This window comes from Pseudomonas triticicola, from assembly GCF_019145375.1.
In the GTDB taxonomy this organism is placed as follows: Bacteria; Pseudomonadota; Gammaproteobacteria; order Pseudomonadales; family Pseudomonadaceae; genus Aquipseudomonas; species Aquipseudomonas triticicola.
The window spans coordinates 1,957,435-1,975,892 of the sequence record NZ_JAHSTX010000001.1 but is presented as its reverse complement, the minus strand read 5'-3'; the positions used below and the strand labels follow the sequence as shown (position 1 = coordinate 1,975,892).

The 18,458-nt window shown below is 60.7% G+C and carries 14 protein-coding genes; 4 read left to right on the top strand and 10 right to left on the bottom strand.

Annotation, left to right across the window (positions count from 1 at the left end):
* On the bottom strand, positions 1-2,610 hold the full coding sequence (locus KVG85_RS08775; protein ID WP_217863592.1) for a bifunctional diguanylate cyclase/phosphodiesterase: 2,610 nt from the start codon (positions 2,608-2,610) through the stop codon (positions 1-3).
* Positions 2,611-2,830: 220 nt separating this feature from the next.
* Between KVG85_RS08775 and KVG85_RS08770 the strand changes: the two genes are divergently transcribed.
* A complete protein-coding gene (locus KVG85_RS08770; RefSeq protein ID WP_217863591.1) occupies positions 2,831-5,035 on the top strand; it encodes an OsmC domain/YcaO domain-containing protein in 2,205 nt (734 codons plus the stop codon).
* A gap of 406 nt (positions 5,036-5,441) precedes the next feature.
* Here KVG85_RS08770 and KVG85_RS08765 read toward each other — a convergent pair whose 3' ends face one another.
* From KVG85_RS08765 to KVG85_RS08755, 3 genes are all read right to left on the bottom strand, one after another.
* Positions 5,442-5,957 carry a PaaI family thioesterase gene (locus KVG85_RS08765; RefSeq protein WP_217863590.1) on the bottom strand — a complete coding sequence of 172 codons (516 nt, stop codon included), beginning with the start codon at positions 5,955-5,957 and terminating at the stop codon, positions 5,442-5,444.
* Between the two features lie 8 nt (positions 5,958-5,965).
* Positions 5,966-7,123 (bottom strand): GGDEF domain-containing protein, encoded by a 1,158-nt coding sequence (locus KVG85_RS08760; RefSeq protein WP_073474876.1) that lies wholly within the window; start codon positions 7,121-7,123, stop codon positions 5,966-5,968.
* Positions 7,124-7,228: 105 nt separating this feature from the next.
* Positions 7,229-7,477 carry a hypothetical protein gene (locus tag KVG85_RS08755; RefSeq protein ID WP_217863589.1) on the bottom strand — a complete coding sequence of 83 codons (249 nt, stop codon included), beginning with the start codon at positions 7,475-7,477 and terminating at the stop codon, positions 7,229-7,231.
* 167 nt (positions 7,478-7,644) lie between these two features.
* Here KVG85_RS08755 and KVG85_RS08750 point away from each other — a divergent pair, with 167 nt between their 5' ends.
* Both KVG85_RS08750 and KVG85_RS08745 read left to right on the top strand, forming a co-directional pair.
* Positions 7,645-8,286, top strand: a complete 642-nt coding sequence (locus KVG85_RS08750) for a class II glutamine amidotransferase (protein WP_051600691.1) — start codon at positions 7,645-7,647, stop codon at positions 8,284-8,286.
* Positions 8,287-8,372: 86 nt separating this feature from the next.
* The gene (locus KVG85_RS08745) at positions 8,373-8,714 is read left to right on the top strand and encodes a YajG family lipoprotein (RefSeq protein WP_217863588.1); all 342 of its coding nucleotides are present in this window, start codon (positions 8,373-8,375) and stop codon (positions 8,712-8,714) included.
* Between the two features lie 800 nt (positions 8,715-9,514).
* Here KVG85_RS08745 and KVG85_RS08740 read toward each other — a convergent pair.
* The 4 genes from KVG85_RS08740 to KVG85_RS08725 all read right to left on the bottom strand — a co-directional run bounded on the left by KVG85_RS08740 (position 9,515) and on the right by KVG85_RS08725 (position 13,436).
* Positions 9,515-10,471 carry a 2-hydroxyacid dehydrogenase gene (locus tag KVG85_RS08740; RefSeq protein ID WP_217863587.1) on the bottom strand — a complete coding sequence of 319 codons (957 nt, stop codon included), beginning with the start codon at positions 10,469-10,471 and terminating at the stop codon, positions 9,515-9,517.
* 31 nt (positions 10,472-10,502) lie between these two features.
* Complete coding sequence (locus KVG85_RS08735; RefSeq protein WP_217863586.1) at positions 10,503-11,261, bottom strand: SDR family oxidoreductase; 759 nt, start codon at positions 11,259-11,261, stop codon at positions 10,503-10,505.
* Positions 11,262-11,294: 33 nt separating this feature from the next.
* A complete protein-coding gene (locus KVG85_RS08730; protein ID WP_217863585.1) occupies positions 11,295-11,987 on the bottom strand; it encodes a fumarylacetoacetate hydrolase family protein in 693 nt (230 codons plus the stop codon).
* Between the two features lie 99 nt (positions 11,988-12,086).
* The gene (locus KVG85_RS08725) at positions 12,087-13,436 is read right to left on the bottom strand and encodes an MFS transporter (RefSeq protein ID WP_056785134.1); all 1,350 of its coding nucleotides are present in this window, start codon (positions 13,434-13,436) and stop codon (positions 12,087-12,089) included.
* Positions 13,437-13,977: 541 nt separating this feature from the next.
* On the opposite strand from KVG85_RS08725, the gene KVG85_RS08720 reads away from it, so the two are divergent.
* A complete protein-coding gene (locus KVG85_RS08720; protein WP_130887979.1) occupies positions 13,978-14,910 on the top strand; it encodes a helix-turn-helix transcriptional regulator in 933 nt (310 codons plus the stop codon).
* Positions 14,911-14,918: 8 nt separating this feature from the next.
* On the opposite strand, the gene KVG85_RS08715 is transcribed toward KVG85_RS08720, so the two are convergent.
* Positions 14,919-16,112, bottom strand: coding sequence for a GAF domain-containing sensor histidine kinase (locus KVG85_RS08715; protein WP_225926653.1), 1,194 nt, complete (start codon positions 16,110-16,112; stop codon positions 14,919-14,921).
* A gap of 127 nt (positions 16,113-16,239) precedes the next feature.
* Positions 16,240-18,408 carry a TonB-dependent siderophore receptor gene (locus KVG85_RS08710; protein WP_217863584.1) on the bottom strand — a complete coding sequence of 723 codons (2,169 nt, stop codon included), beginning with the start codon at positions 18,406-18,408 and terminating at the stop codon, positions 16,240-16,242.
* Positions 18,409-18,458: the final 50 nt, after the last annotated feature.

The window sequence follows — 18,458 nt, the reverse complement described above, 5'->3', positions numbered from 1 at the left end:
TCACGTCACCCGACCTTTTTTGCTCACCAGCGACAGTCGCGAAGCGCGTAGCAGATCAGCAAAAGCCGCCTTGTCGATCGGCCGACTCATGAAATAACCCTGCACCTCGTTGCATTGATCTTTACCGAGAATTGCCAGTTGCTCCTCGGTCTCGACGCCTTCGGCGGTCACCGTCAGCCCCATGGCCTTGCCCAAGCCAATGATCGCCTGCACCACGGCACGGTCGTTGGTGCCGCTGCTGATCGAGGCGATAAAGCGTTTGTCGATCTTGATCCCGTCGAACGGATAAGCGCGCAGATAACCGAGCGACGAATAACCGGTGCCGAAGTCGTCCATGTTCAGGCGTACGCCGAGCTCCTTGAGCTGGTTCATGGTGGTCAGCGCGCCATCGGTGTCGTTGAGCATCACGTTTTCAGTGATCTCCAGCTCCAGACGGCTTGCGGGGAAACGCGTAGCCACCAGCACTTCGCGAACATCCTCGACGACATCGCTGAGGGCGAACTGCGCAGGCGAGAGGTTGACCGACAGCAGAATGTCATGGGGCCATTCCAGCGCAGTCTCGCAGGCTTCGCGCAACACCCAGCGGCCCAGGGGTACGATCAGGTCGGTCTGCTCGGCCAGCGGAATGAACACGTCCGGCCCGAGCAAGCCCTGGGTCGGATGCTGCCAGCGCACCAGCGCCTCCACCGAGACGATGTGCTTGCCATCGACCTTGTAGCGCGGCTGATAGTGCAAGACGAATTCGTTGTGTTTGAGCGCATGGCGCAGGTCATCTTCCATTTGCCGGCGCGTCTGGATCTGGTCGCTCATGTGCGCTTCGAAATAGCACCAGGTGTTCTTGCCGTCGGATTTGGCCTGATACAGCGCGATGTCGGCATAGCGGATCAGATCGCTGGCGACGAAACCGTGCCGGCGACTCAGGGCGATGCCGACACTGGCGCCGATATGCAGCGGATGATGTTCGTAGAGGATCGGCTGATGCAGGCTGCCGATCAGCCGTGTGCAGAATTTGTCGATCTCGTTATGGCTGTCCATGCCATTGAGCACCACGACGAATTCATCACCACCGAGGCGGGCGACGAGGTCGTGCTCGCGGGTGCATTCGCGCAGACGCGTGGCGACTTCCTGGAGAACCGCGTCACCGGCAGGATGGCCGAGGGAATCGTTGATCGGTTTGAAGTTGTCCAGATCGATCATCAGCAGCGACAGCGGTGGCGAGTGTTCTTTCAATATCAGCACTTCATCCAGATAACGCGCCAGTTTGTTGCGGTTGGGCAGACCGGTCAGGGCGTCATGCATCGACAGGTGCTGGATCTGCGCATGGGCGGCGACTTCGTCGGTGATATCGCTGGCAGTACCGCGATAGCCGACGACGCTGTCCTTGTCGAAAATCGGCCGCGCCGAGAGCCGGCAGTGGCGTGGCTGCCCGGAGTGATCGCGATAAGTGCAGCGCAAATCGCCGGCGCTGTTTTCTTCGCTGAGTTTGCGCAGCCACAGCTCCAGTGGCGTGGTGTCGCAAGTCAGTAATTCGCCGATGTCCTGGCCCAGCCACAGGGCTTGCGGGTAGCCGGTGACTTCGCTGAAGCGCGCCGACAGATAGGTCAGCGCCAACTGATCATCAACTTCCCAGATCCAGTCCGAAGCCGCTTCGGCCACGGCGCGAAAGCGTTCTTCACTGGCTTCTAGCGCATGATTGGCGGCTTCAAGGGCCTGATTCGACGCCTGCATCGCATGGATACTGTTGTCGACGTATTGCGAAGAGCGCAGGGCGTGGCGGAAAAAGTATGCCGTCAGCAGCATCAGCACCAGAAACGTCGCGCCGAGCGGCGGCACCAGCGTCCACAACAATTGCTGACCGGGCCGTTGCAGGTCGGCGACCAGGCTGTAGCCGGTGCTGTCGAGCGGCACGCTTGGATGGCCTTTTTCAATGGTGTCATCCGGGGCCAGGGTCAGGTTCGTCAGGCCATAACCGCTGCCGATCTTGCGCAGTTTGGTCGGGGTCAGCTTGTCGACGAACACCAGCACCGAGGTGTTTCTCAGTTCATCCAGCGGGCGCTCGTCGTTGGGAATGATCGCGGCAGCGGTGATCAACGCCGGCCAGCCTTCGAACAATGAATAACTGCTGATCGGCTTGGTCAGATCAGGCTGGCTCAGCACTTGCTCGACCAGCGCCGAGGCGGGCGCTTGCAGCACCGTGGCCACGTCGGTTTCGACCATCTGCCCGCGAATCACCGCGTACTTGGTGCGATTGCGATCAAGGACGAACACGCCGTCGTAGCCGTCGCTGGTGAACAGTGTCTTGCCCATGTTCTGTTCGGTGTAGGCCCAGTTGACGTCGATCGGCCCGCTCAAGGCCTCATAGGCGCGGGTCCAGTAGGCATAACTGGTGATGTAGCTTTTCGACGCGGTGATGCGGTTTTCCACGGCGCGCACGGAATAGAACTGGTTCTGTTCCAGATCCTTCGCGTCAAGGGTATTGGCAATGCCAAGCAAGGTGCTGATCGCGGCGATGACACCCGCAATGAACAGTGCGCCAACGGCGATGGCCAGGCGCCGGGTCACGGCGCGTTGCGGGGTGGGGATTGGCTGCGCAGGGAGAGTAACGGCCATGTGCTCGTCCTTGATCCGGTGTCTTCTGAATCTAGAACAATGGCGAGCGCACAATGTTCAGATTGTTGTTATTGGTATCGCCTGGATTTTTTCAAAGTGTAGCGAATCCGTTGGAATTTCCAGAACCGCCGGCCAGCGGCGAATCCCGAAAGGGCGAGACTTCCCGCACAAAAACCGGATAATGGCCACCATTCGTTTAGCCGTATTCTGGTAATCCCGCATGGAAATCAAGGTCAACTTTCTCGACAACCTTCGACTTGAAGCCAAGTTCGACGACTTCACGGTGATCGCCGATCAGCCCATTCGCTACAAGGGCGATGGCTCGGCACCGGGGCCGTTCGACTACTTCCTGGCGTCGTCGGCCTTGTGCGCGGCTTACTTCGTCAAGCTGTACTGCGACACGCGCAACATCCCGACAGAGAACATTCGCCTGTCGCAGAACAACATCGTCGACCCGGAAAACCGCTACAACCAGATCTTCAAGATTCAGGTCGAATTGCCCGCCGATATCTCGGACAAGGATCGCCAGGGCATCCTGCGTTCCATCGACCGCTGCACCGTGAAGAAAGTGGTGCAGACCGGCCCCGAGTTCATCATCGAAGAAGTCGACAACCTCGACGCCGATGCCCAGGCCTTGTTGATGCCGCAGTCCGATTCCCAGGCGGGCACTTACATTGCCGGCAAGGACCTGCCGCTGGAACAGACCATCGCCAACATGTCGAAGATCCTTGCCGACCTCGGCATGAAGATCGAAATCGCTTCGTGGCGCAACATCGTGCCCAACGTCTGGTCGCTGCACATTCGCGATGCGCATTCGCCGATGTGCTTCACCAACGGCAAGGGCGCGACCAAGGAAGGCGCGCTGGCTTCGGCACTGGGCGAGTTCATCGAGCGCCTGAACTGCAACTTCTTCTACAACGATCAGTTCTGGGGCGAAGACATCGCCAATGCAGAATTCGTCCATTACCCGGATGAGCAGTGGTTCAAGCCGGGGCCGAAAGACGAGTTACCGAGCGAAATCCTCGACGAATACACCCTCGGCATTTACAACCGCGACGGCGAGCTGCGCGGTTCGCACCTGTACGACACCAACTCCGGCAACACCCAGCGCGGCATCTGCTCGCTGCCGTTCGTGCGTCAGTCGGACGGTGAAGTGGTGTACTTCCCGTCCAACCTGATCGAAAACCTCTACCTGAGCAACGGCATGAGCGCTGGCAACACCTTGGCCGAAGCGCAGGTGCAGTGCCTGTCGGAAATTTTCGAGCGCGCAGTCAAACGCGAAATTCTCGAAGGCGAAATGGCCCTGCCGGACGTACCGCAAGAGGTACTGGAGAAATACCCGAGCATCCTCGCCGGCATCAAGGGCCTGGAAGAGCAGGGCTTCCCGGTGCTGGTCAAGGACGCCTCGCTGGGCGGTGAATTCCCGGTGATGTGCGTGACCCTGATGAACCCGCGCACTGGCGGCGTCTTCGCCTCGTTCGGCGCGCACCCGAGCCTGGAAGTCGCGCTGGAACGCAGCCTGACCGAACTGCTCCAGGGCCGCAGTTTCGAAGGCCTCAACGACTTGCCGCAGCCGACGTTCTCGGGACAGGCAGTGACCGAACCGAACAACTTCGTCGAGCACTTCATCGATTCCAGCGGTGTGGTGTCGTGGCGCTTCTTCAGTGCCAAGCCAGACTTCGAATTTGTCGAGTGGGACTTCTCGGGCCAAGGCGAAAACTCCAACGCCGAAGAAGCCGCGACCCTGTTCGGCATCCTCGAAGACATGGGCAAGGAAGTCTACATGGCGGTCTACGAGCACATCGGCGCCAACGCCTGCCGCATCCTCGTGCCGGATTACTCGGAGATCTACCCGGTCGAAGACCTGATCTGGGACAACACCAACAAAGCCCTGCAATTCCGCGCCGACATCCTCAATCTGCACAACCTCAGTAAGGTTGGCCTGCGCAACCTCGTTCAGGGGTTGGAACGCAGCGAGCAGGACGACTACACCGATATCACCACGCTGATCGGCATCGAGTTCGATGACAACACACCATGGGGCAAGCTGACGATTCTGGAACTGCGCCTGCTGATCTACCTCGCACTGCAGAAGTTTGACGAGGCGAAGGATCTGGTTGAGGCGTTCCTGCAATACAACGACAACACTGTTGAGCGCGGCTTGTTCTATCAGGCTGTGAATGTGGTGCTGGAGATGGAGCTGGACGAGGATCTCGAGCTGGAAGACTACGAGGCTAACTTCCGCCGGATGTTTGGTGACGAGCGTATGGATGCGGCGATTGGTTCGGTGAATGGCAGTGTGCGCTTTTACGGTTTGACGCCAACGAGCATGAAGCTGGAAGGGCTGGACCGGCATTTGCGCTTGATCGAAAGCTATAAAAAGCTGCATGCGGCGCGGGCGGGTGTGGCGGCTTTGTCGCGTTGAAGAGCTGGCTCAGAACGTTTCGCTTTCGGCTTGAGTGTGGCTGCGTGGCTTGACCCGCAGCCCCTCACCCCAGCCCTCTCCCGAGGGAGAGGGAGCCGATTTGTGTGGTGTTCAAAACCTGCATTCGACTCGGTATCTCGGGTCGGCGTACTTCGCATGTACAACTCGGTCAGTTCCCTCTCCCTCCGGGAGAGGGCTAGGGTGAGGGGCTTTTCAGGATTTGAGTTCGACTCGGTTTCCCGGGTCGGCGTATCTGCACCAAACACCGCGGTCAGTTCCCTCTGCCTCTGGGAGAGGGCTAGGGTGAGGGGCTTTTCAAGATTTGAGTTCGACTCGGTTTCCCAGGTCGATGTATCTGCACCAAGCACCTCGGTCAGTTCCCTCTCCCTTTGGGAGAGGGCTAGGGCTAGGGTGAGGGGCTTTGGCTTTCGCGGCCATGCGCTGCATCCGCCAACTGCCCCGTATCCACCCGCACAAACACCGAATCACCCACTGCCGTCAGCACTTCCCCCGCATACACTTCGCAAATCACCCGGGTCTTGCGCCCGACTTCACCTTCGACCCGTGCGCGCAAGAGCAGCGGTACGCCCATCGGCGTTGGCTTGATGAACTTGATCCCAAGGTTACCGGTGACGCAGTCGATGCGCGGCAGGCTGCCGGCTTCGCGGTTTTCTGCGCGGTAGTGCCAGGCCATGGCGGTCCAGTTGGAGTGACAGTCGACCAGCATGGCGATCAGCCCGCCGTAAACCAGATCCGGCCAGCCGCAGTATTGGGCTTCGGGCATATGCTCGGCGATGACGTGGCTGCCGTCCTCATCCCAACGACTTTTTACGTGCAGGCCTTGCGGATTGCGGCCGCCGCAGCCGTAACAAACGCCTTCGGGGGCGGCGAGGTCTTGCAGCGGGGTGTCATGTCTGGACATGGCGTGGGTCATCCTGGAGTGGCGAGGCCGGACAGGCGCAAGCGGTTGCGGCCGCCGCGTTTGGACTCGTAGAGCGCGGCGTCGCCAAGTTCGATCAGCGCCGCCAGACTGGCCGGCGGTTTGTCGAACAGGGTGGCGCCGATGCTCAAAGTCACCGCAGCGGACGTGGGATAGGTGTGCGACGCCAAGGCCAGAAACTGTTCGCGCAAGGCATTGCCCAGTTCAAGGATGGCTTCGGCTGAGGCGTTGTTGAGCAGCATCAGAAACTCATCGCCACCCAGCCGCGCCGTCAGCGCATGGGGCGGCAGCTGGGCGCGGATCATCTCGCTCAGGGCAATCAGCAAGCGATCACCGGCGATATGCCCGTACTGGTCGTTGACCAGTTTGAAGTTGTCGATATCGATCAACAACAATGCACCCGGCCTTTGCGCGGATACGCCGGCCAGCAGGCGAGGCGTGCGCTTTTCCAGGGCGCGGCGGTTGTAGAGGGCCGTGAGCGGATCGCGCTCGGCGAGGCGGGCGATCTGCTTTTCCCGGCGATAACGCTCGGTGCCGGTCATCGACAGGGCGATCAACATGATCGCCATCGCGCCTTCGACCAGCGAGATCTGAATGATCTCGCCACGAAACGCCGCCAGATCGATAAGGGTGCCGGGGATCACTACGGTCAGGGCCTTGGCCACATAAAAGATACCGTGACCGAGCAGCACATAGCGCAATTGCACCGCACCAACGCTCAACGACTTGCCGTGCGGGCGCAGCAGCGAACTGGCCTTGAGTGTCGGGATCGCCACCAGCAGCGAGTTGGCCACCAGCATGGCCTTGGACCACAGCGGGCCGTCCGGCAACATCAACATGATCAGCCACGTCGCGAAAATCAGGTACCACGCCGGCGACAGTCGGGTCTGGGTGAAGCGCGCCACGCCGAGCAGGAAAAAGAAATGCGCGGTCACCAGCAAGCCGTTGGCGAACCAGATGCCGAGCAGCAGAAAACCGCTGCTGCGCAGCAGCGCGAGGGTGGAACCGATGGTGATGGTGGCGAAACCGGCGCTCCAGAACAGTAGCGAAGGCTCACGGATGCTGCGCCACTCGACTGCCAGGTACAGCGCGGCAGCGGCTGCGAGGGCGATCGTGATGGTCAGCATCGTTGGCGGGTCGAGCGGCATTTCCGGGCAGGCCTGTCTGTATGGCAATAGGCCTGCGATTGTAAGCGTTTGGTCAGGTTTTTCGCAGGGGGCGCGTTGCCGGGCGGACCACCGGCGCTCCAGCGGTCACTCTTGCGGGCTTAGCCAGGTGTCTACCACGCGGCGATCGAGCTCTTCCCAATAGGCCATGCCCAGCACCCGCGTGGTGTTTAGCCCGCGCAGATAACCGCGCAGTTGCTGGGCAGTGTCGCGGATCAATTGCGCATCGCGGGTGTTTTTGTCCAGCAGGACGCTTTCGTACTGCATCAGGTATTCGGCTACGCGATCGCGATATTCGGGCAGCACGGCGTCACGGATCAGATCAAACGTTCTCAAGGCGAGACCCTCATCATTTTTCTTGAATGTGCTCAGTGTGCATCAGTCTGCGCGACGCGCAACTATTGCTGGAAGTAATAGTGACCATCAAGAAACGCAAGTTCTGCTTTGCCGGCGATCGGCGGAAAATCGCCTCCATCGAAGACGCAGCTCAAGGAAATTGCGCGATGAACATTCTGACTCGACTGGCAATGATCGCCCTGCTGATGGGCGGGGTGGTTACTGCACCGGCTTACGCAGACGACGCCCGGTCGTGTCACCTGCAACCCATCGCCGCCAGCGCCTCGGCGTTGCAGCACACGCAGACCGTGGGTGTGTTGTTGAGCGAGAACACGTTGCAGAACCTGCAGTATCTGGAGCGTTACCACGACATGGCGCTGAACGGCGCGAAAGACGCACTGGACTCGCGAATCCGCGACGCCTTTGTCGGCAGCTCCGACCCGGAACTGGCCCTCGACTGGCTGGTGAGTTCGCTGCAACAGCAGTTCGTCTCGGTGACCGTCTACGACAACCTCGATGCGCTGGTTCAGGCCCATCCGGACGTGGTGGTCAAGCTCGACACCTTCAACCGCTTGCTGACTCAGCGTAACAGTTTGGTCGAGGCGCGCTTCTCTGCACGGTTCTACGACGCCGATCTGCAGTACATCGGCAAGGCCGAGGGGGCGATCGAGCAAGAGTTGCCTTCGGTGTGGGTGCACAACCAGGCGGCGCCGCAGATCGCCGCGCAGATCAATCAGCAGCGTGACCTGCAACTCAATGCGCTGAAGCAGTTCGATGTGTCGCTCAAGGCCCTGGTGGCGTCGAGCTGATTCTTAAAACGTAAATGGCAACGGCGGCGCCGTGAAGTCTAACCGTTGCCGGTTGAACCGAACCTTTATTTTCAGGATTTACCCAGATGCGTCCTTTATTCGTGCCAGCCATGGCTTTTGTTTCCCTGTTGCTCGCCGGTTGCGCTTCGGCGCCGAACGATCCGACCCTGACCTTGCAGACCAGCAAGACGCCGGCGCAGTACGCCGAGTGCGTGGTGCCGAAGTTGCAGGGCAGTGCGTTGAATCCGACGGTTTCGCAGAGTCAGCGCAGTTATCGGATTGTGGTGCCGAGCAAGGTGTCGGCGGATAACGTGCTGGAGGCGTACAAGGCGGGGAAGGGCGGCAAGGTGTTCATTTATGAACGGCATTTGCTGGCGTCGAATTTGTTGCCTTCGAGTTTTGAGCGGGCGGCTCAGGAGTGTATTTGATCTGAGCGCTTGAATGGTTTTGACAGAGCTCCTTTGGTTGGCCGCAACCAACCATTTTTTTTGCCCCACACTGGTTTTCGGTTGTGGGGTTTTTTTTTGGACTTGGCGGCCTTTGGGCCGACCATGCTCTTCGGGTTTGGGTGTATATCCGTTTCTGCGGGTGTGGCTGATTACGGTTCCGCTCTTACAGCGGGTCACTTTTTCAAACGCCAAAAAGTAACCAAAAGGCTGCGCCCTGACGTTCGGCCCGCTCGCTGGGGCTCGGGGTTCCTTCGCTCCGGGATCGATCCGGGCGCAGCGGCTCCGGTTTGCTCCGCTGCACCTCCTTCCGCTGTGTCTGGCTGCGCCAGACGTTCGCTGCGCTCCCACCCCCGGATCAATCCCTCCGCTCAGCCTGCCGACGGGCTCCAGGATCAAAAGCTTTACTCGAGCTAACGCTCATCGTGTGTAGGAGCTGCCGAAGGCTGCGATCTTTTGCTTTTGCTTTTGCTTTTCTGTGGAAGCGAGCCTGCTCGCGAAGGCTGTGTATCAGGCAACACGATGATTGGGGAGTGTTCTTTTGTCTTGCGATCCGGTTTCTCCAGGGACGGCCCTCACCCTAACCCTCTCCCAGAGGGAGAGGGGACTTGGTCTAGGTGTTTGTTGAAGATGCGCCGACCTGAGACTCTGCGTCGAGCTCGTTCTTGGATTCAACGAAGATCTGCTCCCTTTCCCCCTCGCCCCCTGGGGGGAGAGGGCTGGGGTGAGGGGGCTGGATTTCACTGACTCAACGCAATCTGCAGCCTATCCCAAACAACCATTCACCCCGTCACACACCCAACCGGCACTTTCCCCGCAAACGTATCAACCAGACTCGCCACCACCATTTCCCCCATCCGCGTGCGAGTCTGCAAGGTGGCGCTGGCCCGATGCGGTTGCAGCACCACTTGTTCATTACCAAACAACGCTTCAGGCACATTCGGTTCATCGACAAACACATCCAGCCCAGCCCCGGCGATTTCCCCAGCCGAAAGCGCGGCAACCAGATCCGTCTCATTCACCAGTTTGCCCCGGGCGACGTTGATCAGATAACCGTCCTTGCCCAGCGCTTGCAGCACTTGCGCGTCAATGATCGCTTCGCCCTTGTCCGCCGCGGCGGCGAGGATCAGGGCGTCGCTGTCGCGGGCCAGTTGTTTGAGGTCGGCGACGAAGGTGTGGGGGACGTCGCTCATCGGTTGCAGGTCGGTGTAGCTGATCGGGCAGCCGAAGGCGGCGGCGCGGGTGGCGATGGCGCGGCCGACGCGGCCCATGCCGACGATGCCGATGCGCATGCCGGAGACTTGTCGGGCCAAGGGCAGCGGGGCGAGTGGGGTCGGGCTTTGTGGCCATTGGCCTGAGCGCACGTAGCGGTCGCTGGTGCACAGGCCGCGACAGACCGAGATGAGCAGGCCGATGGCGAGGTCGGCAACGTCTTCGGTGAGGGCGCCGATGGTGGCGGTGACGCGGATGCCGCGGTCGCGGGCGTAGGCCAGGTCAACGGCGTCGGTGCCGACGCCGTTGACCGCGACGACTTCCAGGTTCGGCAGTTGCGCCATCAGCGCCTGGCTGATGCCGGTGTGGCCGCCAGTGATGACGCCGCGAATGCTGGCGCCGTGTTGGTTTATGTAGGCGGGTTTGTCCGCTTGCTGGTAGTAGCGGCGTACGGTGAACAGTTGGTCCAGACGCGCGTTGATTTGCGGGATCAGGATCGGGCTCAGTTGCAGGATTTCTGGCTTCATGGCTACCTCGTTACGCAATAAAAAGGCCGGCTCAACCGCGGCCGGCAAACGGCATGGCGCTGGCCATGACGGTCATGTTCAGGACGTTGGCCGACAGCGGCAGGCCGGCGATGTAGCGCACCGCATCGGCGACGTGTTTGACGTCGACCATCGGCTCGACGGCGATGCTGCCGTTGGCCTGGCGTACGCCTTTGGTCATGCGCACCGACATTTCCGTGAGGGCATTGCCGATGTCGATCTGGCTGCAGGCGATGTTGAATTCGCGGCCGTCCAGCGCCAGGGATTTGGTCAGGCCGAGCACGGCGTGTTTGCTCGCGGTGTAGGCGCTGCTGAACGGGCGCGGTGTGTGTGCGGAAATCGAGCCGTTGTTGATGATTCGTCCGCCCTGCGGCTGTTGTCTGCGCATCAGCCCGAACGCGCCGCGAGCGCAGAGAAAGACACCGTTGAGGTTGGTGTCGATCACATTGCGCCACTGCTCAAAGGTCAGTTCATCCAGCGGCACGGCGGGGGCGTTGACGCCGGCGTTGTTGAAGACCACATCGAGGCGCCCGTAGACCTCGGCAATGGTCGCGAACAGCACGTCGACACTGGCCGGATCACGCACGTCGGTGGGTACCGCCAGTGCTTGGTGACCCTGGCTCTGCGCCAGTTCGGCCAGCGCTTGCAAGGGCTCGGGCCGGCGACCGGCGAGCACGAGGGTGAAGCCGTCGGCCATCAGGCCCAGCGCCACGGCGCGGCCGATGCCACTGCCGGCGCCGGTGACCAGCGCGACTTTCAAAGGGGTCGTCATATTGTTGTTGTCCTTTTTCTCAATCCGCTGGAATCAGGGCCGTGGGCCGACGCGCATTTCCAATTCGCCGATGCCGTCGATGCCGGCGTTGATCACGTCGCCGGGTTGCAGACTGTCAACGCCGGCGGGGCTGCCGGTCATGATCAGGTCGCCGGCGCGCAGGGCCACGGATTGCGAGATGCGCGCGATTACTTCGCTGACCGACCAGATCTGGCTGTCGAGGTTGTCGCGCTGGCGTTCTTCGCCGTTGACGTTCAGCCACAACTCGCCCTCGGGATGGCCGCTGCGGCTCACCGGGACGACGGCAGTCATCGGCGCGGCGCCGTCGAACACCTTGGCGCCTTCCCACGGCAGGCCGTTGCTCTTGGCTGCGCGTTGCACATCGCGGCGAGTCAGGTCGAGGCCGGCGGCGTAGCCCCAGACGTAGGCGAGCGCTTGATCCTCGGGGATATTGGCGCCGCCTTCACCGATGGCGACGACCAGTTCGATTTCGTGAACGAAGTCCTCGCACACTGAGGGGAAGGCGACGTCGCCGACGGCATCGACCACGCAGCTTGCCGGTTTCATGAAAAACACTGGCGGCTGGCGCGACTGGCCTTGAGTGTCCGGCCACGGGTAGTTGCGGCCGACACAGAACACCCGGCCGACCGGGAAGCGCTGCTCGGTGCCGAGGACCGGCAAGGTCACCGGCAGATCCGGGGTAAAGACGTATTCAGTCATGTTCATCCTGCGGGTCATCCTGTTTGAAAGGGCAGCGTACGGCGGCTGGCGTCGGCGAAGTTGGACGAAAGCCGCCTGCGTTTGGACAAATCCGGGTATTTCGCCTCAGCGCACCTTCAGCTCGATGCGATACAGGCGTCCGAGCAGTAACGAATAGGAGAGGGTGCCGATCAGAGCCACGCCGCCGATAAACCAGAAGGCATAGGCGAAGGTGCCGGTGGCGTGGACGATGGCGCCGATCACGATCGGCGTGACGATGCCGCCGATGTTCGCCGCCAGGCTGGTAATGCCGCCGGTGAGGCCGATCAGCTCTTTTGGCGCCACTTCCGATACCGCCGCCCACGACGAGGACGCGATGCCTTGGGCGAAGAACGCGATGGTCAACACGGCGATGCAGATCAGGTTGGAATCGGTGAAATTCACCAGCACGATCGACATGCCCAGCATCGAACCGACCACCAGCGGCAACTTGCGCGCAAACGACATCGAATAGCCGCGACGGATAAGCAAGTCGGAAACGATGCCGGCCAGCAGGATTCCCACGGTCGCACCGACGAAGGGCAGCACGGCGAAGATCCCGGCCTTGATCATGGTCAGTTTGCGTTCTTCGATCAGGTAGGTCGGGAACCAGGTGAGGAAGAAGTACAGCGCCGAGGTGCTGGCGAACTTGCCGATGCAGATCGCCCAGATCTGCCGATAGCTGAACAGCTCGGCAATCTGCCGCCAGTTGAAGCGGGTGCGCTCCTGGCTGCTCTTGACCAGACCGCCGCCGGTTTCGATGTACTTCAATTCTTCCTGGCTGACCTTCTTGCAGTTCAGCGGATCGCGATACAGGTACAGCCACAGCACACCGAAGACGATGCCGAGTGCGCCGGTGCTGTAGAACACGTGGCGCCAGTCAAAGGTGGTCGCCAGCCACAGCAGCGCGCCGGTGAACAGCGCCGTGCCGAGGTACTGGCCGCACACGTAAATGCTGCTGGCCATCCCGCGTTCCCGCGCCGGGAACCACACCGTCACCGCGCGGCTGTTGGCCGGAAAAGCCGGGGCTTCCATGGCGCCGACCGCCAGGCGCAGGCCGAACAGCGAGGCAAACCCCGTGGCGAAACCCTGGCAAACGGTGACGGTCGACCAACTGATCAGCGAAACGCCGTAGGTGAAGCGCGAGCCAAACCGGTCAGCGATGAACCCGGCCGGCACCAGCGCCAAGGCATAGGTCCAGGCGAACGCGGAAAAGATCAGGCCCATCTCGATCTTGTCCAGGCCCAGGTCCTTGGCCATGAACGGCGCGGCGATCGAGATGTTCACCCGGTCGATGTAATTGATGATCGTCGCGATCAGCAGCAACGACAGCATGAACCAGCGCCGCCGGGTAGGCAGACGCTGCGCCGAAACGGCATCGCGTGCACCGGCAATCACCGGCGGCACCGTGGCACTGGAAGAATGGGAGTTGGACATGCGGAGACCTCGTTATTGTTAGAAGAGTCGAGATTTTTCGAGCAGCCGATGCCGTTGCCCGCAACGTGTGGGGCAAGGCAAGCGAACGGGTTGCAGCGCGGCGTTCAGACGTTCAGGAAAGTCTTTGTGCGATTGATTTCCAGGGGAGATCGGGCGGGGCGGCGAGGGGAAATAGCAGGATCATGACGTGCGCACCTTTGATTGTTTTTGAAAGAGGTTGGGCTGCGTTGGTCATTACAGTGGTCGTACAACGGTTCTAAATCAACCGATGGGTTAGAACGTTTTTTCTTGAAAAAAGTGGGTTTGGCGAACGTGTCCAAAAAGATAAATACGATTTGTCTTGAGAATAAAGATCAGATTCAAATCCCAAGCGTATGAAAAATAACGACTAATTGTATTTTTATAATAATGCGGTTTTTGGACAGGCACATGGCGAGGCTTCTTTCAAAAAAGCCAACGTCATCGTATGACTCATTGCCGGCCACCGCCCAACCCTGCAAGATGACAGGCGCTACCTCACTGCCCGGAGGACCTTCTGCCCATGTCTTCACCCAGCCGTATCCCGACCTACGTCATGCAGCAACGCAGCGAATTGACCGATTTCTACATTCGCGACAAAAAGGGGCGGCGCGCCGAAACCGCGCCTCACCGGCACGAGTACTTCCAGATCCAGATCAACCTCGGTGGCGACACCGTGCAGCACATCGGCAGCGTGCAGCGGCCATTCCCGCGCAACACTCTGGCGTTCATCCTGCCGCACCGCGTGCACGTGATTCCGCATCCCGCAGACAGCAATTTCATCGTCATCAATTTTTCCCAGACGTTTCTCTTGCCGCATCTGCAATGCGACCCGATGGATCTGGAAGAGGTGTCGATCCTGCTCGCGCCTGAGCTGTCGCCGTTCCGCTTTCAGGAACATCTGGATTTCATTTTGAACGATGAGGATTTCGCTCAGGTCTGCGGCCTGATCGAACAGATGCGCGCACTCGATGAGAACCGTCAGTTCGGCACGCGGGAAATGCTCAAGGGCTTGTTGCTGCAGATGATCGGTAGCGTGTGTTTTCTCTACGCCGAGCCGCTCAAGCGTCTGGCGGAAGAGAATGCCGCCGAGAACAGTCGTCGCGACGCCTTGAGCCGCATGTTCGAGTATTTGCGGAAGAACATCGCCGATCCTGATCTCAACCTGATCAAAGTCGCCGCTGCGACCTATCTGTCACCGACCTACCTGACGCACTGGCTGCGCAAAGAGATCGGCAAGACCTTCACCGAGCTGGTGCTGGAGCGGCGCATGCACGCGGCGCGCAACTTCCTGCTCAACAGTACGCGCTCGGTGGGCGAGGTGGCGCGGTTGTGCGGGTTCGCCGATGAGGCCTATTTCTCCCGGCGGTTTCGCCAGATTCATGGCCAGCCACCGGGCCAGTTCCGCCGCCGCCAGCTCAACCCGGACACGCCGCAGACGCCACTGAATACTTAGAGCGGCGCTCAGACCCACTTGAAGTGGGCAGGGAAGCGCGCGACAAAACAGGTGCCGGTTTCACGGTCGGATGTCACGCTCAAGGTGCCGTTGTGCGCATTGGCAATCTGCCCGGCAATGTACAAGCCCAGTCCCAACCCTTCATGACGCTGGCCTGCTTCGGAACGGGAAAACGGTTCGAACAGCAGCGGCATCAGCGCAGGCGGGATCGGCGTGCCCTGGTTGGTCAGCGAAATGACGATCTCGTCGCCCTCGGCAAACGCCTTGAGCAAGATCGGTTCGGCCGTGGAACCGTGGGTCACGGCGTTGCCCAGCAGATTCGACAACAACTGGCTGATCCGCAACGGGTCGCAATAGACCCCGGCCGGTACCTCCAGCGAATCGATAAACTTCGCCTGCGGGTACGCCACCTGGATTTCTTCAAGGGTCTGGCGCAGCGTTTGCTGCAAGTCATCGACCAGTTTGCGCTGTACCGGGATGCCACTGCCGAGCCGGCCCCGGGCGAAGTCGAGGATGTTTTCGATCAGCACGCCCATGCGCACCGAGCTGGTGCGAATCGCCGACAGCAGCGTGCGCGAGCGCTTGTCCTCGACTTTGCTGTCCAGCAGATCGGCACTCATGCGGATGGCACTGAGTGGCGTGCGCAAGTCATGGCCCAGAACGGCGATGAACTGCTCGCGCAGACGGCCCATTTCGTTGGCATCGGCCAGCGCGGTTTTGGTCGCGTGCAAATGGCCTTGGGTATCCAGGCTCATCGCAATCAGTTGGGCGAAGAGGGTGAGGGTCTTTTCGATGGCCGGGTCGTCAAGGTTCGCCGGCACCGAATCAATGGCGCACAGCGTGCCGAAGAATTCGCCATCGGCCTTGATGATCGGAATGGAGATGTAGCTTTCCAGACCGTAGGTTTTCGGCGTGTGGTGCGTGGAGAACAGCGGGTGCTGGCTGGCATGGCCGAAGATCACCGGCTGATGGTGCTGACGGATCTCATGACAAATCGTCGATTCCAGCACCAGTTCGCCGCCGGGCAACAGGCCGAAGTCAATCGAATCATCCACGGCGCAGGCGATCCACTTGCTCTCGGTGACCCGCGCTACGGCGGCGAAGCGCATACCGGTGATGTGCTTGACCATGCTCAGGATCACCGGCACAGCGTCAATGCTGCCGATGGCCTGGAGGTCGGAGGAGAAATCTGTCTGGGGCATGGCCGGTGCTTCGCGAAAGTGTCGCCAGAGACTATCGGTAATTGCCGGCCTTGCCTAATGAACCTGCAAAAAAGGGCACCGGGAAAACTCCCGGCGCCCTGTGTGGTGCTTGCTGAGCGCTATCGCCTCAGAACTTGTACTTGGCCGTCATCATGTAGCTGCGCGGGGTGCCGTAGTTATCGGTCGAGCCCCAGGTCACGTCGGTGGCGATGGAGGAATAGTACTTGCGGTCGAAAATGTTGTTGGCGTTGACCTGCAGGTCGAGGTGCTTGTTGACCTCGTAACCGGCCATCAGGTCGGTGACCGCGTAGCCGCCCTGTTCGAGGCGATAGCTGCCGCCGTTGGCCAGAGCGATGTCGTTGTACATGCGGCTCTGCCAGTACACGTTGCCGCCCACGCGCAGTTTTTCCAGCGGGCCTTTGAAACGATACACGGTGGAGACCTTGAACAGGTGCTCGGGCATGTCGGTGTCGAATTTCTGGTTATTGTTGGCCGGGTTTTCGTCCTTGATGTAGTGGGCGCGGGTGTAGGTGTAGCCGGCGCCGACTTGCCATTGCTCGGTCAGCGCACCTTGCAGTTCCATGTCCACGCCTTGGGCGCGGACTTTGCCGGAGGTTTCGTAGCAGGTCAGTTCCGGGCAGCCGAGTTGGGTCGCTGCCTGGGTGGCGCGGTTGGTCTGGTCCATCTGGAACACCGCCACGCTGCCGTTCAGCGCGCCGTCGAAATATTCGCCCTTGATACCGACTTCGTAGTTTTCACCGACGATCGGCTCAAGCACTTTGCCGCCGAGGTCCTTCTGGGTTTGCGGGGTGAAGATGTCGGTGTAGCTGGCGTAGACCGAGTGATGGTCATCGAGTTTGTAGATCAGGCCAGCGTAACGGGTCAGGTTGCGCGTGACCTTGAAGTCACCGTCGGCACTGCGATCGTCGTAGTCATACCAGTCCAGACGACTGCCGAGGATCAGCGTCAGCGGGTCGGCCAGGCTCAAGCGCGTGGTCAGGTAAACCGCGTCCTGGGTGGTGACGTTGCGCGACTTGCCGCTACGGACGAAGTCCGGCTTGGGCGCGGCGATCGGCAGGCCGGTGTCGTAGGGCGCGTATTCCTTGGTGGTGGCGTCGTACACGCGATTGCTCGCGCCGACTACCAACTCGTGGGTACGGCCGAACGCTTCGAACGGGCCGCTGGCGAAACCGTCGAAGGCGCGTTGCTTGTCGGTGTGGTGCGATTGATAGGCGGTGGTTTCCAGCGGGCCGTCGTAGCGCGACAAATACGTCCCGGAGAATTCGCCTTCGGTTGTCGAAGTGGAACCGCCAACATGCAGTTTCCAGTCGTTGTCGAAACGGTGTTCGACTTCACCGAATACGGTGTCGACTTGCAACTTGCGGTTTTCCCAGTCGGTGCCCGGATAGGTGGAGCGGGGCAGGTCGAGGTGGTGGCCGTCTTCGCCGATCGGCAGGCCGCCCCAGAAATAGTTGGTCTGATCGTTCTGCCGGGAGAAACCGAGGGTCGCCGTGGTGCTGTCGCTCAGGTCGGCTTCACCGATGGCGTAGAACAGGCCGTGATCGTTTTCTTCCTTGTCGCGAAAACTGTCGGCGCCCTGATACGACGTCACCACCCGGCCACGCAGGGTGCCGCTGTCGTTCAGCGGGCTGGAGGCGTCGACCTCGCCACGGTAGTCATCCCAGCTGCCGGCGGCGCCGGTGAGGGTCACGCGCTGATCAGCGGTCGGGCGTTTGCGCACCATGTTGATCGCCGCCGACGGGTTGCCGGCACCGGTGACCAGGCCGGTCGCGCCACGGACGATTTCCACCCGGTCGAACATCGCCAGGTTCGGTTGCACTGCCAAAGTGAACGGCGAATACGAGCTGGGCAGGCCGTCGTACATGATGTTGTCGATGTCGAAACCGCGCGCCTTGTAAGTCTGCCGCCCCGGACCGCTGGCCTCGCTGAGGAACAGCCCCGGCGTGCCACGCACCACGTCGTTGACGCTGGTCATGTTCTGATCGTCCATGCGCTGGCGAGTGATCACCGTCACCGCCTGGGGCGTTTCGCGCATGGTCAGCGACAGCTTGGTCGCGGTCTGCATCGGGCCGGTGGTGTAGGACTGCGTGTCTTCGGTGGTGCTGCTCATCTGCGTGGCGCCGATTTCGGTCGCTTGCAGTTCCAGCGGGCCGTTGGCGGGCGCAGTGGCTGCGGTTTCTTCAGCCAACGCAGGAGCGATGCTGGCCATGCCGATGGCGATTGCGAGGAGGTTAGGTGAAAGGTTCGAACGGCGGTGAATGGTGTGAAACGACATCTATCTGCTTCCCCAAGATTTACCCAAACGAAACTAATGCGAGTGCATGT